This window comes from Mesorhizobium sp. BR1-1-13, assembly GCF_020165515.1.
Classification (GTDB): Bacteria; Pseudomonadota; Alphaproteobacteria; order Rhizobiales; family Rhizobiaceae; genus Mesorhizobium.
This window is the reverse complement of sequence record NZ_JAIUIH010000015.1, coordinates 115,742-130,013: the sequence shown is the minus strand read 5'-3', so window position 1 is coordinate 130,013 and position 14,272 is coordinate 115,742. Positions and strand designations below refer to the sequence as shown.

The 14,272-nt window shown below is 61.2% G+C and carries 15 protein-coding genes and 1 pseudogene; 3 read left to right on the top strand and 13 right to left on the bottom strand.

Going from position 1 to position 14,272, the window contains the following annotated elements; genetic code table 11:
- The 11 genes and pseudogenes from LB533_RS26885 to LB533_RS26835 form a co-directional block, all read right to left on the bottom strand.
- Positions 1-292 (bottom strand): annotated as a pseudogene (locus LB533_RS26885) (conjugal transfer protein TrbI); the annotation flags it as partial.
- Positions 289-1,101 carry a P-type conjugative transfer protein VirB9 gene (gene virB9 / locus LB533_RS26880; RefSeq protein WP_224678641.1) on the bottom strand — a complete coding sequence of 271 codons (813 nt, stop codon included), beginning with the start codon at positions 1,099-1,101 and terminating at the stop codon, positions 289-291. The gene virB9 and the pseudogene LB533_RS26885, both read right to left, overlap by 4 nt.
- Positions 1,101-1,793 carry a virB8 family protein gene (locus tag LB533_RS26875; RefSeq protein WP_224678640.1) on the bottom strand — a complete coding sequence of 231 codons (693 nt, stop codon included), beginning with the start codon at positions 1,791-1,793 and terminating at the stop codon, positions 1,101-1,103. The genes virB9 and LB533_RS26875 overlap by 1 nt, the downstream gene beginning before the upstream one ends.
- A 46-nt stretch (positions 1,794-1,839) precedes the next feature.
- Positions 1,840-2,841 (bottom strand): type IV secretion system protein, encoded by a 1,002-nt coding sequence (locus tag LB533_RS26870; protein WP_224678639.1) that lies wholly within the window; start codon positions 2,839-2,841, stop codon positions 1,840-1,842.
- Between the two features lie 9 nt (positions 2,842-2,850).
- Positions 2,851-3,072, bottom strand: coding sequence for a hypothetical protein (locus LB533_RS26865; RefSeq protein WP_224678638.1), 222 nt, complete (start codon positions 3,070-3,072; stop codon positions 2,851-2,853).
- Positions 3,069-3,764 carry a type IV secretion system protein gene (locus LB533_RS26860; protein ID WP_224678637.1) on the bottom strand — a complete coding sequence of 232 codons (696 nt, stop codon included), beginning with the start codon at positions 3,762-3,764 and terminating at the stop codon, positions 3,069-3,071. Before LB533_RS26860 ends, LB533_RS26865 begins: the two co-directional genes overlap by 4 nt.
- 11 nt (positions 3,765-3,775) lie before the next feature.
- Positions 3,776-4,840, bottom strand: coding sequence for a lytic transglycosylase domain-containing protein (locus LB533_RS26855; RefSeq protein WP_224678636.1), 1,065 nt, complete (start codon positions 4,838-4,840; stop codon positions 3,776-3,778).
- Positions 4,837-7,251 (bottom strand): VirB4 family type IV secretion/conjugal transfer ATPase, encoded by a 2,415-nt coding sequence (locus LB533_RS26850; protein ID WP_224678645.1) that lies wholly within the window; start codon positions 7,249-7,251, stop codon positions 4,837-4,839. The genes LB533_RS26855 and LB533_RS26850 overlap by 4 nt, the downstream gene beginning before the upstream one ends.
- 2 nt (positions 7,252-7,253) lie before the next feature.
- Positions 7,254-7,553, bottom strand: coding sequence for a type IV secretion system protein VirB3 (locus LB533_RS26845; protein ID WP_224678635.1), 300 nt, complete (start codon positions 7,551-7,553; stop codon positions 7,254-7,256).
- 3 nt (positions 7,554-7,556) lie between these two features.
- Positions 7,557-7,895, bottom strand: a complete 339-nt coding sequence (locus LB533_RS26840) for a TrbC/VirB2 family protein (RefSeq protein ID WP_224678634.1) — start codon at positions 7,893-7,895, stop codon at positions 7,557-7,559.
- A gap of 11 nt (positions 7,896-7,906) precedes the next feature.
- Entirely contained in the window at positions 7,907-8,809 is a 903-nt protein-coding gene (locus LB533_RS26835) for a lytic transglycosylase domain-containing protein (protein ID WP_224678633.1), read from the bottom strand.
- Positions 8,810-8,961: 152 nt separating this feature from the next.
- Here LB533_RS26835 and LB533_RS26830 point away from each other — a divergent pair, with 152 nt between their 5' ends.
- Genes LB533_RS26830 through LB533_RS26820 form a run of 3 tightly spaced genes read left to right on the top strand, consistent with a single transcriptional unit; the run spans position 8,962 to position 10,807 of the window.
- Positions 8,962-9,576: a hypothetical protein gene (locus LB533_RS26830; protein ID WP_224678644.1), complete on the top strand. Its 615-nt coding sequence runs from the start codon at positions 8,962-8,964 to the stop codon at positions 9,574-9,576.
- Complete coding sequence (locus LB533_RS26825) at positions 9,573-10,106, top strand: thermonuclease family protein (RefSeq protein WP_224678632.1); 534 nt, start codon at positions 9,573-9,575, stop codon at positions 10,104-10,106. Before LB533_RS26830 ends, LB533_RS26825 begins: the two co-directional genes overlap by 4 nt.
- Positions 10,103-10,807, top strand: a complete 705-nt coding sequence (locus tag LB533_RS26820; RefSeq protein WP_224678631.1) for a thermonuclease family protein — start codon at positions 10,103-10,105, stop codon at positions 10,805-10,807. Before LB533_RS26825 ends, LB533_RS26820 begins: the two co-directional genes overlap by 4 nt.
- 76 nt (positions 10,808-10,883) lie before the next feature.
- On the opposite strand, the gene LB533_RS26815 is transcribed toward LB533_RS26820, so the two are convergent.
- Together LB533_RS26815 and LB533_RS26810 are read right to left on the bottom strand one after the other, a co-directional pair.
- A complete protein-coding gene (locus LB533_RS26815) occupies positions 10,884-11,255 on the bottom strand; it encodes a response regulator (protein WP_224557363.1) in 372 nt (123 codons plus the stop codon).
- 100 nt (positions 11,256-11,355) lie between these two features.
- Positions 11,356-14,061 (bottom strand): PAS domain S-box protein, encoded by a 2,706-nt coding sequence (locus LB533_RS26810; RefSeq protein WP_224678630.1) that lies wholly within the window; start codon positions 14,059-14,061, stop codon positions 11,356-11,358.
- Between the last annotated feature and the right edge of the window lie 211 nt (positions 14,062-14,272).

The following is a 14,272-nucleotide window of genomic DNA, read 5'->3' as shown; positions in this document are numbered from 1 at the left end:
GTGGCGGGGGTGGCGGCAACTGAATCACTTCGGGCGCGGCCGGCTTGGCCGGCTGGTCATGCTCGCGCATGAAAGAAGGAGGCCGAAAGCCCATTGTGGAGAATTGCTCGTCGTCGGCGACCACGCTGCGCTGAGCAGGCCCGCGGCCGGCCAGGACAAAGTAGGCCGCAAACAGACCAAAGAGCATCAAGACGAGACCGCCGGCAAGCTGCTTGCGCCGCACCGAGGCGTCGCCAACAGCGGGATCGTCTGCGCCGGCCAAAGCCTCCAGTTCGGGACTGCGCTGGATCAATTGCCGCTCCTCCTGCGGATCGTGGCCTCACCATCCTGCGCGGGGCCGAGGACATCCGGATCGGCGGCGCCGAAATCGGGCTTTCCCAGGTTGAAGATGCAGATCCACTGATTGCCGTCGCGCAGCGTGAATTGGGTGGCCACGCCGTCGACCACGATATACTCGCCCTCCTTGCGGAAATTCCTCAGCGTCTCGGAGAAATCGGAATTGACCGCGAAGATCGCAGGAGCACGCCCGCCAAAACGGAAGAAGGTCTTTTTCCCGTCATCGAAGACCAACGATGGTTTCAGCCGCGCATCGCCTGAAAACGAGTAGTTGATATTGACGTTGGCCTTGTCGATGGCTGCGATGCTGGGCCAGGCGGCGCGCTGCTCGGCTTCCTGCCTCAGCGCCGCGTTCAGCTTCTTGTCCGGATAAATGAAACGGATGGCGAAGACCTGCCTGCCCTTGTCTGGAGCGCTGTCATGCAGTTCCAGAAAGTAGATGCGTTTGCTGGTGACGACGTTCATGTTCGTCGTCACGTTCCGGGCGATCGGTTTCAGGAAGAGGATGTTGCCCTTCTCGGCCGGCACCACCTGCCAGCTTTCGGTATCGCCGAGCGATATGGTTTCGAATTTCTCGTCCTCGTCGAACACGATCATGGTCGATATGCCATAGGTGGCAAACACCTGGACGACGTTGTTTTCCTGATAGGTGACGCTGGTGACCCGCGCGTCCAGGCGGCCGCCCTTCGGCGTCTGCGCCCCCACCGCGGGAGCGGTCAGCCCGGCCAGGATCAGCGATGCGAAGGCGACAATATTGCTCGCCATCATTCGACGCCCGATGCCACCGTTTCCTGGTCTCGACGGTAGCTGTAGACCTGGAAGCCTAGCGGGTTTTCAAAGCGCCATTCGTTCTTCAGCGGCGTCTCGGTATAGCGAAACCTCACCACTGAGATCCAATGCCTGTCGATGGATTCCGTCTCGCTCTTTTGGGTCGTCGAGAAGCGCACGATGGCCGTGCTGGCATTGGGGAAGCTGACGGATTTGATGTCGACCATAACCCGCTGCAACCGGCCATATAGCTTTGCCGGATTTTGCGGGTTGGCGACGCTGAACTGCGTTTGCAGGTCGTGGGCCGCTTCGCCCGTCGACAAGAGGGCTGCGATCCCGAAATATTCGTCAATGGCAAAGGGATCATAACCCTCGCGGTTGCGGATGTAGCGCACCACATTGGCCTGCGTGACCGCCTCCTGATCGGTGAGATTCGAGACCCGCGTCAGTCCCGACTTCACTTCGATGTAGCCGGTGTTCTTGTCCACCTCCACCAGATACGGTTCGAAGCTCTTCAGCGGGAGCATCAGCACCAGCGCCAGCAGGGCAAGGGCTGTGATGGCGGCAAACATCAGCGCGATGGTCCACGCTATGCGGCTGGAGCGTTTGGCGCGCTTGACGATCTCGTGCTCCCAGATGGCCCCATCCTGGAAGTAGGATCGCAACTTTTCGTCGGTGGTTCGGGCCATGGTTTCTGTCGCAACCTTGGTGAGATGTCTGTCGCCGCGTCGGTCGCTATCGCGTCTGCGCGTTAGCGGTGATGGCGCGTTGCATGGCCTCGCGGGGCAGCGTTTGAGTGCTGTGCAGCCTTGCCTGCACGCGATGAGTGGCGGCCTGCATGTGCCGGGCCGAATTGGCGATCGCCCCGCGTCCCGCCAGCACCCCGCTGGCGGTCAGCGCGCGTGAGCGTTGACCGATGGGCATCGCAAGTCCGCCGACAATGCCTTGCGCCAGTGATTGTATCTGGAAAAGGACAAAGCTGCCGGCCAGGCACAACATCACAAAGGCTCCAAGGTCGCTCAGTGTCAGTTCGCGCGTGCCGGAGGACTGATTGATCTTTGTGAGTTCCGGCGCCATGGCGGCGATCAGGAAGGCGGCGATCACATAGACGAACAACGGGATGAGCGCATAAAGCAGCGACTGGTTCAGCCACCCGATCGCGTAATGGCGCGTCACATCGAAGAACATGCAGGCGATGAACACCGGTGCCGTCCCAAGCAGGACCCAAAGGATCACTTTTGCCAGCACCAGGATTCCCAGGGCGACGGAGACAAACAGCCCTGCGAAGGCCATGATGATCATCCCGATCAACGCAGGCAGCACCGAGAAATAGCCGGCCTGTTCGGAAAATGTCGAAGCGGCCACATTGGCGGTCTGCCAGATTTCCGATAGCCCATTGCTCGGTTCCGTCACCCCCGTGCCGGACGCGGCCAGAATGGCGCGTCCCGCTGCCTCCGGGACCTTCGTGATCCAGTCATAGACCAGCGTCTGGAAATTCGACCAGGTGCTTGCCAGGACCAGGATCAGCATGACACGGACGATGCGGCCGACGACTTCCGCGGCGCTCAGCTTCGCTGTGCCGAGAACCAGTTGAGCCCCGTAAAAGAGGACGACCAGCACGAAGAGCAGACGAAGCAGCGGCTCGATGTCTCTGCTTAGCGCATCGAACGCGCGCTCGGAGAAATTCTCGCCGGAGGCATCGATGCGCTGGAGAAGTTCGCCAATGAAATTGTCCACGGTTTTCCCCTATTGCGGTCGAGCAGGAAGATCGCCGATCAATGCCCAGGCCGCGCCTTCGTCGCCATTGACCGCCTGCGCCGGCCCGCATTCGAGACCTGCAGCGGGCGCCGCGTAGCTAATGAGACTGGCCGGCCGTTTGCAGGGCGCGGTTTTCTCCTTGGCCGTGCCGCATCCTGCAAGCAGCATGATCCCGCACATGGCGATCATTCCCTGTCGAACCGTCTTCATTCGTAGGTCAGCGCCTTCTTGGTGTTGGAGATGTCGGTCAGCTTGCGCTGGTTCTCGGCCTGCAGCGACTGGACGGCACTGTTCAGTACACCAATCATCTCGTTGAGCGTCAGGCCGGTCTGGACTTGCAACTGCGTATTCTGGTCGATCGAGCCCTTGATGTCCCGCGCCTGGCCAATCCCTTGCCCCGCGCGTTCGAGCGCGGCGCGGCGCGTCTCGATCGCCTGTCGCGAGCCTGCAATCAGGGCCGACACGCCCAGCACCGTCTTGACCAGTTCCTCATAGGATCTGTCGCTGGCGAGCGAACTGCCCTGCTTGCCCGAAAGCGATTTCACCAGTTGCATGCCATTGATGAACACCGTCGCGGCCTTCGCGATCTCCGGTCCCATGGCGCCGAAATCGGGCACACCGTTCTGGAGCAGTCTGTCGAAGGAGGGTACCGAAGAGACGCTGAAGCCGTTGCCGATCGCAAGGTCCTTGAGCGGACTGGCATCGCCGCCACGATCCCCCGTCACGGCCTGCAACGTCTTTTCGACGGTGGTCAGGATATCCCTGTTGGTGTCAAGGATTCTTGCCGTCTTCTCCGCGGTGTCCCTGGCAACGGCATAGTTCGTCTTGTCGATGACCGGAATGTCGGCCTTGGCTGAAGTGACGGCGATCGCCGTCGTGACCAGAAGCAGAAGAGCACGCATTGAAACCTCCATTATTGCCCATTGAGCAGCAAGTCGTCGTCCTGTTTGCGCTTTTGCACGCAGCCCTGAGATTCGCCGCTCCAGGTCAGACCGGGGCGCACGTCGCACAAGCCGGCGCTCGTAGGCCGCCGATTAGCGTGTTTCGCGTAGTCTGCCGAACGGCTCGCACCCGACAGGTCGCTCAGCGTCACCGCGTTGTTGGAGTTGACGAGATCGGCGAGGCTCGCGCCCAATTGGATCAGGCGGTTCAACATCTCGAGATTGGCATTGCGGGCGCCGGAATTGTGATCCCAACTGTCTTGGAGTGTGCCGGATTCGACCGCCCCAAACTGCTGGAACCATGATGCGACATCGCCCAATCCATCGCCGGCGGCGCTGGTCGCCGCCATGGCGTTCAACGTCGCCATGCGCATGCCTTCATAGGCCCCGCCAGTGCCGCCATAGTTCAATGGAATGCCTGATTTGTCGGAGCCGCCGAAGGCCGGGAGCCACTTTTGCGTAATGGCCGCGACATAGGTCTGCGTCTCACGGAAGGGCGGAATGCCGCCGTGCTTTTCAACATTGCCGGCACCGGCATTGTAAGCCGCCAGCGCCAAGGAGACGTTTCCGTTGAAGCGCCTGAGCTGTTGCTTGAAGTAGCGCGCCCCGCCACGCAGGTTCTGCTCGACGCTGTAGGCGTTGACGCCCAGGTCCGCTGCGGTGCCTGGCATCAGCTGTGCCAGCCCGATGGCGCCAACGCCGGATCTTGCACACGGGTTGAACCTGCTTTCCTGGTAGACCAGGGCCAGGAACTGGTTCTCGTCGACGCCCTCCTCCCGCGCCACGCGCCGGACAAGGCCCGCTATGGACGGATTGGCATTGGCGGCCGCGACGGGATCGTCCTTTCGACCTGGCCGGTACATCGAGCACGTGATGCTCTCATTGATGCCGTAGCGGTCGCGATCGGCCTTTTCGATGGCGGCGACGTTGCCGTTGCGATCCTTTCGTCTTTCGAGCACCGCCTGGTCGATGGTCGCGACATCAGCGGCCGAGGGCGAGGCAAGGAGCATCAACAGCAGGGGAAGACGCCGGATCATCGGGATTGCTCCCAGCCACAGAATTCCGGCAGCCACAGCGCCGGATCGTCGCCCAGGCGCTCGCGCAACGCCGCACATGCCTCGACGGTGTCCTTGCGGCCTGAAAGGACCTTGAGGATATCGGGCATGGCCGAGAGATCGAGGCGGGCAATGACGGAATCGTTGCCATGCTTGATCAAGAACGTTCGCCGCTCGGGCGGCGTATTCCTGACGAAGGCGAACTCCTTTGAGGTCAGGCCGAAGCGGCCGACATAGCTCTCTTCATCGGCGCGCGGATTGGGAAAATGCAGGTTTGTCGATGACTGCTCGATGAGGGTGTGCGCCTGCGGCGCCCTGGTAATGTCGGCTGCCGACTGCGTGCCGAATCCGACGATGCCGTTCAGCTTGCGGATCGTCTTCATCTTGTCGACGATGTAGCGCGAAAAGGTCGGGTCTTGCAGCAGCTTCCAGCCCTCATCCATGAAGATCAGGACGGGATCGCCGGTGAGCAGTTCATCGAGCCGATGGTAAAGGTACATCAAGGCTGGCGTGCGCACCTCCGCGTTGTCGAGCACGTGCGTCATGTCGAAACCGAAAACGCGGCTGCCCGAGAACGACAGCACGTCGCGCGGCGCGTTGAACAACCAACCCTTCTCGCCCTCGAACCAGGGCCTGAGACGCGACTGGAGGTCATTGGCATGGGAGCGCGCTCGCCCCATCAGCAGGCCGGACAGATTGGCCAAGGTGCGTCGTTGCGCGGGCTCCTGGCAGATCCGGCCGATGGCTGCTTCAAGCGTGTACTCTTCCTCCTGCGAGAAGCCGCGGCCGTCGGCGGGTTGCAGCATCGCCTTCAAAAGCCGCAGCAGGAATTCGCGGTTGGTTGGCGTGTTCTCCATCTGCAGAGGATTGAATCCGGTGGCGACCCCGGGCTCCAACACCTCGTAATTGCCGCCTACCGCGCGAATGAAGATCTCGGCGCCGCGATCCTTGTCGAAAAACACCGCGCGCGGCTCGGGCGAGATACGAAGCGCCTGTGCCAGCAGGAAACTGAGCACCACGGTCTTGCCCGACCCGGTTGGGCCGGTGACCAGGAAGTGGCCGATGTCGCGCTGGTGGAAATTGAACCGGTACGGCGTCTGCGACGTCGTCTCCAGGATCGAGATCGGCAAGCCCCAGTGATTGCCCGTCGCCCTGCCGGTTGCGAAATTGTGCATGGACGAAAAGCCGGCGAAATTGGCGCTCGACAACATCGAGGCGCGGGCGATGTAGCTGTGGTTGCCTGGCAGCTGCGCCCAAAACGAGGCCTCCATGTTGAGGTCCTCGCGCAGCCAGTTGATGTTCATGTCGGTCAGGCAGGCACCAAGTTCCGACACGGATTTGTCGACACCGGCCAGATCGCGCGCCAGGCACATCAGGCTGAAATGGTGATAGCCGAACACGGCTTCCTGGTTCACCAGGCTGTTGAAGGCGAAATCGATGTCGGTTTCGACCGTGCTGCCCGCTTCGTCGGACGCCTGGATCTGCCGCTGCAATCTTGCGATCCGCTCCTGCGCGATCGGCTTGTCGGCAATGGTGAAGGATTGGGTCAGGATGAACTCATGATTGACCTGCAGCAGCCCATCCAGCATTCCCGGTCCCGAAAAAGGCGGGTACTCCTTAATCGACAGGATGGCGCCGAAGCGGCTGTCAGCCGCCGTTGGCCCCTGCGCTTGCAGCGTTCTCCTGGAAAAGTGCAGCCGTGACGTGCCCACATAGTTGCGGATGGCCATGCGGGGCAGGCGCATCGGCCTGGATGCGCCGCAGGTCAAAAGCGCGTTGAAGAAGGCGCAGGGTTCCGAATAGGGCTGGCCGTCGTGGTAGGCGATACCAAGCGGACGGGCTCCGTATTTCAGCAGCTCGCGCGTCATGTTGGAGACGACTTCCTCCAGCTCGTTGACACGCTCGCGAGCCCGCCGTGCCTCCCCCTCCTTGTCCGACGGTCGGTTGAACAGGCTAGACAGCGTGTCGGCCACTCCCAACGCCCCGCGCATGCGGGCGCGCACGACGCTGAGGTAAAGCTCGTTGGTGAACATGCGCCTCTGCTTGAGCTCGGCCATGTAGCGACTGTTGATAAGCTCGCAAAACGGGTCCGAGAACGAACCGCCGATTGTGGGAACGACTTGCCTGCGGATGACCGTCGACCAGAGCGAAAACCGGCTCGATCCAAGCGCCCGGATCATGGTGTTGTGGACGCTGGCGCGCATGTTGAGCTCTGCCTGGTCCTCGGTCTGGAAGAACAGGCCGTCGAGCTTGATCACGCTGAGCAGGGCTCCACTTTCGAGACCGATCACCATGTCGGAGAGGTGGCGCATGTAGGGCACGTGCATGGCCATTGGTCTGTCGCGACGCCGTTGACGTCCAAAGCCCAATTCTTCTGCGACGATGTTGAGCATGATCATGGACCGTATGAATTGGTTTGCCAGAACGGCCTGTTTGGTGTGCGCGGTGTCAGGCGGCCTGCGGTCTGGGCAAGATCGAGGATGCGGACGTCGCGGCTGCAGAGCGCAAACAGGGTCAGGTAGGTGACGGGCGCGATTGCCGCCGCCCAGAAACTGCTGGTCACCAGGAATGCGATCAGCGTCATGCCGACGATGATGTAGAAGGCGTTGAGCGGCACGCCCCACATCATGGGCGGCCGGGTGAGCCCGATGACCAGGGGTGTCAGTTGCGGCCTATCCTCGGAACGGTCAGGCATCGCTCAGTTCCCGACAGCCGATATCATCTGATCGACGATTGCCGGCGCGCCGAACACCAGCCCGATGCCAATCACCACCGCGCCTGCGGTGAACCACGACAGGCGCCCGGCAAAGGCCAGGAAGCCAAGGCCGATGACAGCGATGATGGCGAGCAACCGTCCGAATGGGCCGGTTATGAAATCGACGATCATCTGCACGGCCGTCTCGAGCGGCGCGAAAGCGCCGGAGGTCTGGGCAAATGCCGGATCGGCAACGGCACACAAGGACAGGCCCACGACAATGGCGACGCTGACAGTTCGCGTCGTTGAGGTCGAGCGCGTGCTCGAGAGACCTTGCTTCATGTCTTCCTCCGCTAGAATTGCAGGACGCCGCCAACCCATTGCCGCGGCTTGCCCGTAGAGTTCATTCCGATGAAAGCGGTAGCCTTGCCGACCATGCCAGGATCGGCGGCATCGCCGCCGGTCTCCCGCTTGAGGCCTGGCAGCTTTAGCTGCCGGTTGATGACCTCGGCGACGAACCGGACCGTCTCCGGGAATGGTGGAACCCCGCCATGTTCGTGAACACTCGCCTCGCCGGCGTTGTAGGCGGCCGCGACGATCAGCGGATTGCGGTAGGTGGCAAACAGGTCGCGCAGCAGCCGCACGCCGCCATCGATGTTGTCGGCCGGATCGCAGATGTCGCTGACGCCGAGGCGGGCCGCGGTCGCCGGCATCAGCTGCATTGGACCACGTGCCCCTTTGGGAGAATTTCTGGCCCGGTCGAGGCGGCTTTCGGCCGAGGCGACCGCGAGCGCGAAATCCACATCGACGCCGTGTCTCGAGGCAGCTTGCGCCACCAGCCTTGCGACCTCATCCGAGCTCAGCGGAGACGGTGCGCATTCGCTGATATCTGGAGTCGCGGCTTCGGTTGGAACAAAGTCAAACCGACTATGCCTGGCCGCGTGTGAGATGGCCGCCGTCGGCCCCGGTTCCGCAACGCCGAAACCGCGGTTGTGTGGAGTCCTGGGTTGACGAACGCTGCCGTCCGGGTCGAGCACATACTCCCTCGCCGCGTTGGACCAGCGGGTGCCGAAAATCGCATCGATCGCACCGTTGTCCTGCACTGGCGATCCGGGCGCATGATCGGTACGAGGTTGGGCGGGCTGACGGCTTTCGGCTAAGCAGGTCGACGGCTGCGTCCAGGATAAGGTCAGGATGGCCGAGGTCAGCAGGGCAACCAGGCGACGGTTCGCCGATCTGGACAAGCGATGAGCCATGTTGGGTCTCTTGCTGCCGGGTGGTCGATTTCGACAAATCGGTAGCCGACGGAAAAAAGAATGTCAAATCGATATTGTTTTTTTGTTGCGCGACGGACCGGAAATGGGCAAATTGCGATGAGAATGACGCGCTATTTGGGAGAGCGTTCGGCATGAAGGGCACTGTATGCAGCAGCTTCGTTCTTTGCCTGGCGTCAATGTTGCCGGCCATGGCGGCCGAACCGATTGACCAGGGCTATGTGAGGTCCCTTGTGGCACCGGGCAAAACAGTGCTGGTCGTGGAATACCATGACGGCCAGGGCGGCATTGCCGAACGCAAAGGCTTCGCATCCACCAGTGGCTTCAGGGCCATCTCGCCAACCGACTTCCGCATCGATGCCGAGACGGTCATCCACCTTTACGGCATCGAGCCCTGCGAGGGAGATCTGGTCAACCGCCGCGACGACTTCTCAGGCAGCTGTGCCGACTATGCCAGAAAGGGCCTTGAAACTCTGTTGCAGTCGCCCAAGGTGATCTTCTGCCGGGCCTTCGTCAGTGAAGCGAACGCCCCGGTCCAGGACGCGATCTGCTACGGCTACTACAATTATCCTGGCAGTCTTGACACGATCGACATGTTTGAGGAGCAACTGGTCTCGATCGGCACTCACCGGATCGCCAGAAAGCGCGATGGCACGCCGGCGCGCAAGGATCTGGCGGACGCAGAAAAGATCGGCCGCGGCGGTTACGGCATGTGGGTCGATCCGAGAATCAAGGCGCAATCGCGATGAGGACCGCCCCTATCCTCCTGGTCTTCGCACTGGTCGCAAGTCCGGCGAGGGCGGCGCCGCCCGGCTATTTCGAGCTGCGTCCAGGCGTGACGCTGGAGAGCGGCGACAGCTGGATCGAAGCGGGCACGAAATATCATCTTTATGGTGTCCAGGCTTGTCTTCGCGGGACTTTCTGCACCGGCGGCAACGGCCGCCGTGCCGATTGCGGCGAAGCTTCACTCGCCATGTTTGGCGCCTACATCGCCGATGCCAGGCCCAAATGCGCGCCCGTGGCGAGGGTGAGCGACACGTTGCACGTTGCCTGTTTCGTCACGATCGGGCGCGACCGGTTCGATCTTGGCAACCTGATGATCACAACCGGCTTTGCCTTCGCTGCCTTGCGCGCCGACGGATTGCCTTACCATCCCGGCTACGCTGTCGCGGAGCAGGCCGCGCGCGACAGACACGCCGGCTTGTGGCAATTCAAAGATGTCCAGCATCCAGCCATCTTGCTTGGCCAGGCTGCCAGGGTGGAGGCGTCACGGCCATGAGCGCTCGCCATGTCGCGCGGGCACTGGCGGCGCTGATCTGTGCTTGCCTTCCCCCTCCGTCGGTGGCTGCCGACCTTGCCAACGGGCCCGATGGACCGCAGGTTCAGCGGCCGGGGTCGAAGGACTTTAGCGAAGTTGCCGACACCATCGTCGGGCGTGCCAGCGTGATCGATGGTCGTACCTTGTGGTTTCCTCGATTGGCCCTGAAGGTTCGCCTCGCGGGCATTGACACTTGCGAATTGCCGCAATGGGCCTTCGATCCGCAGCGCCACGGCGAAAGCCCTTTTCTCAAGCCGGTCCCGTGTGGGCCGTTGGCTAAAGCCTGGCTCAGGCGGGTGGTCGGCGGCAGCCTGATCGTCTGTTCTGGCACGTTTGATGATCATGACGGTTCGCTGACAGGCAGGTGTTTCGCGCATGAACGCGACCTCGCCATCGAGATGCTGCGCACGGGCTGGGCACGGGTCGAAACGCGCTCCCCTGCCCGCCCGGAGTACTGGCAGTGGCAACGCCAGGCCATGTCCGCGCGCTACGGGATGTGGGCGACATACGTTCTCGACATGGACGAATGGCGGGCCAAGGCCGCCGATGACAGCCTGATGCGAAAGCCGATCGCCGATCTCAATCTGCTCGCCGAGCGCCAACATGAGATCACGCCGCCTTTCCTGGATGCCAGAAGACGCTCAATTCATTCAGATCGGTAGCGTTCTTGGGACGAAGCTCAAGAGCAGTTTTGAGCTTTGTCTCGAAGCGAGTGCCAGTTGCGAAATTTTGCAGGCTTCAGCTCTGCTTTCCGAGCTCTTCGAGGCCATTCCAAATAGCTTCAACAACAGCTTCTACCGAGTAGGGCTTCTGCATCCACCCGAGCGGCCTTGCCGCTTCGGCTCGAAGCCTCACCTCACGGTCGCTATGCGCGGTCGTGAAAATACATCGTATGCCGTGTTCACGATACAGTTCCAACGCAGCGTCGACGCCGTCGCGTTGGCCAAGCAGGCGGATATCCATCAGGGCAAGCACCGGCTTGGTCGCGAGCGCGATGCGGATCGCCTCATCGGCGCTGCTTGCTGTTCCCGCCAGCGAGAAGCCCGCTGCGGTCAGACCGTCCTCTATGTCGAGCGCGATCAGATAATCGTCTTCGACGATGAGTATCAAAGGGCCCTTTGGGATTTCGGGGGGGCCACTGACCATGTCGTCTCTTGAGAAAGCCACTTGCGGGCGAAATGCTCGTTCAAGCCCCCCGGCTTGGCCTACCTCAGGCCTCCATTCGTCTGGTCGCATCGCCAACCCCCTCCGGTGTATGAGAAAATGTCACCATGCATCGGCAGGGATCCCGCTGTGCTTCGAAGGTGCCGCCAATCTGTCGCGCCAAGCCCTCGACCAGCCGTAAGCCCGAAGATGACTGGCGTACCGAGCTCAGGTCGAAACCTGGGCCTTCATCCTCGACCACCAGCACATTGCCGGCACCATTCCTTCGGATGTCTATGTGGATGGTTCCGCTTGTGTTGCCGTTCAGGCCATATTTTACGGCATTGATCAAAAGCTCGTTGACAATGAGGGCAAGAGGCATCGCAACGTCGTTCGGCAATTGGATAGGATCCGCCTCGCAAACCAGCTTAATATCCGGCGGGAACATTTGCTTGGCGGTTTCGCAAACGGCGCCCAGGAAAGGCTGCGCGCTGAAGTTGGTGGCGTCGCCCGTATCATAGAGAACCCGCTGCGCGGCAGCCATGGTCGCCACGCGCTTGCTTGCCTCGTCGAGTGTGCGGCGAGCCTCCGGGCTTCGACTCGTTCTTGCCGACACTGAAAGCAGGGACTTCAGCATCATCATGTTGTTCTTGACGCGATGGTTAAGCTCGTCGAGCAGGATCCGCTGTTGGGTTTCAGCCTGCTTCCGTTCGCTCACGTCGACCAGCATGTTTATGCCGCCGATGACTTTCCCATCCGCATCCCGCATGGGCGTCGGATAAGGAATGAACGGGACCCGCGTTCCGTCCGGTCGCTCGGCAACCGCTTCATATCCTCGGACCGGCCGGCCCTCTCGCAAGGAAACAGCCATCGGGCACTGGTCGTGAGGAAGCGGCGTTCCATCCGGCCAGTAAAGCTTCCAGGTTACGCACCATTCGTCACTGCCGATCACCGGCCTGCGGCCGGCGAGTTCCACCGCGGCTTCATTGAAATAAGTAATCTTGCCTTGCTGATCGGTTGTGTAGATCGCGGCGGGAATGGCTGCGAGCAGGTCCTGAAGGTGGCGCTCGCTGTCGCGCAGCTTCGCTTGCGCCTGCTTTTGTTCGGTTATGTCGCGGGCGATCTTGGAGGCGCCGATGATACGGCCCTTTCCGTCTCGCACAGGCGATATTGTCAAGGAAATGTCAACCAAAGTTCCGTCCTTGCGCTGACGGACCGTCTCGAAGTGGTCGACGAGTTCTCCATTGCGGATGCGACGCAATATCAACGGCTCCTCGTCCAGCCGATCTGCCGGAATAATGACGGTAATGGACTTGCCGATCACCTCTGCGGCCGAATAGCCGAACACGCGTTCGGCACCTCGATTCCAGCTCGAGATGATGCCGTTGAGATCCTTGCTCACAATCGCGTCCTGGGAAGATTCTACGATGGCCGCGAGGTGGTGGGCTGCATTCTCGGCCTTCAGATGCTCGATGCCGAACCCAAGCTGGCGGGCGATGGTCCGAGCCACTTCGATCTGCTCTACAGAGCAACTGTGCGGCTGGTTGAAGTAGGCCATGAACTTGCCCAGCAGCCGCCCGGATTCCATGATCGGAATGAACCAGACCCCGCCAATGCCCTCGGTTCGGATCGCCTCCTTCAATGTTGCAGGAAGATCGGTTTTCTGCGCATCCTCCAAACAGATCGGCCGCGGATCCAGGCTGTCTGCCGACCAGGGCGAATGGCCTTCTACCGCGGCGCGATAAGCCTGCGACAGGTTGCGCCAGGCAACGAACTTCATGAGACCGTCTTTGTCCAGCAGCAGGATCGAAGCGCGCTGGCAGCCCAGCGCACGCTGGATTGCGTCGAGCGCCGGCTCGTAGACATCTTTCTGCGCGCGGGCATGCTGGAGCCTTTCGGTGAAGTGGTGCAACGCCGCCTGCTCTTCCGCCCTTTGAGCAAGCATCGCCTCGATCTGCTTGCGCTCGCTGATGTCGTGCTGCACCCGCACCGCATAGCAAAACTGGCCGCTGCTGTCGTAGACGCTGGAGGAGGTCATATCAGTCCAAAAAGCCGACCCGTCCTTTCGAACGAACCGCTTTTCCATCGTGTAGCTCTTGATCTCACCTGCAACCTGCCGCCGGTATTGCTCGCGGTCCGCTTCGACGTCGGCGGGAAAAGTCTGATCGAAAATCGATCGTCCGACCAGTTCCTCCGATGTATAGCCTAAAAGATTGCACACATGCGCGTTCACCCGCAGGAGCCGGCCTTCGGCATCCGTTTCCACAATGCCTGTACCGGCGCTGTCATAGGTGAGCGCAAGTCTCTGCTCCTGTTCGAGCAGCAACTCTTCCGTTTTGACCTTTTCCGTTACGTCGATGGTGATGCAACGCGTATTGAGGAACCGCCCGCCAATGGCGCGCACATTGGACGTTATCTCGGCCCAACGGACGGAGCCGTCCTTGGCTCGTAGCCTGGCGCGGTAATGTTGAAGTCGCTCATGCCGAGACAGGCGGCTTAGAATATCCTCGATTGCCGTACTGTCGGCGTGAAATTCGCGGATGTTTCGGCCAATATATTCGTCGGCCGAATAACCCAGCATGTCCAGTTCCGCGCGATTGGCACGTAGAATGGTTCCATCATTTGCTACAAGATGGAGCCCGACCGCCGCATTCTCGAAGAAATCGTCCAGTTCGCTGCTGAGCACGAGGTCCGGAATTTCCGCTTCGCAGCTCTTCTCATCGGTTCGGGAGCCCGCTACGCAGGTTCCAGCTGGCAAAACTCGTTGTTCCATGCTGCGGTCCCGAATCCCCTTTAACCCACGCAAATTCCCGGACGGAGGAAAGGTTCCACCCAAGAGCCGAACTTTTTTGCCGGCCCCTGGGTCCGACGAACCGAACGCGCCTTCAGCAGCCCGGGAACGAGCCTGTGAAACAATGCGCGGCAGGTTCTTGGTGGAGGCCCCCCCTGAGGGGCTATCAGCTCCAGGGCGGTAAGTGAGACTG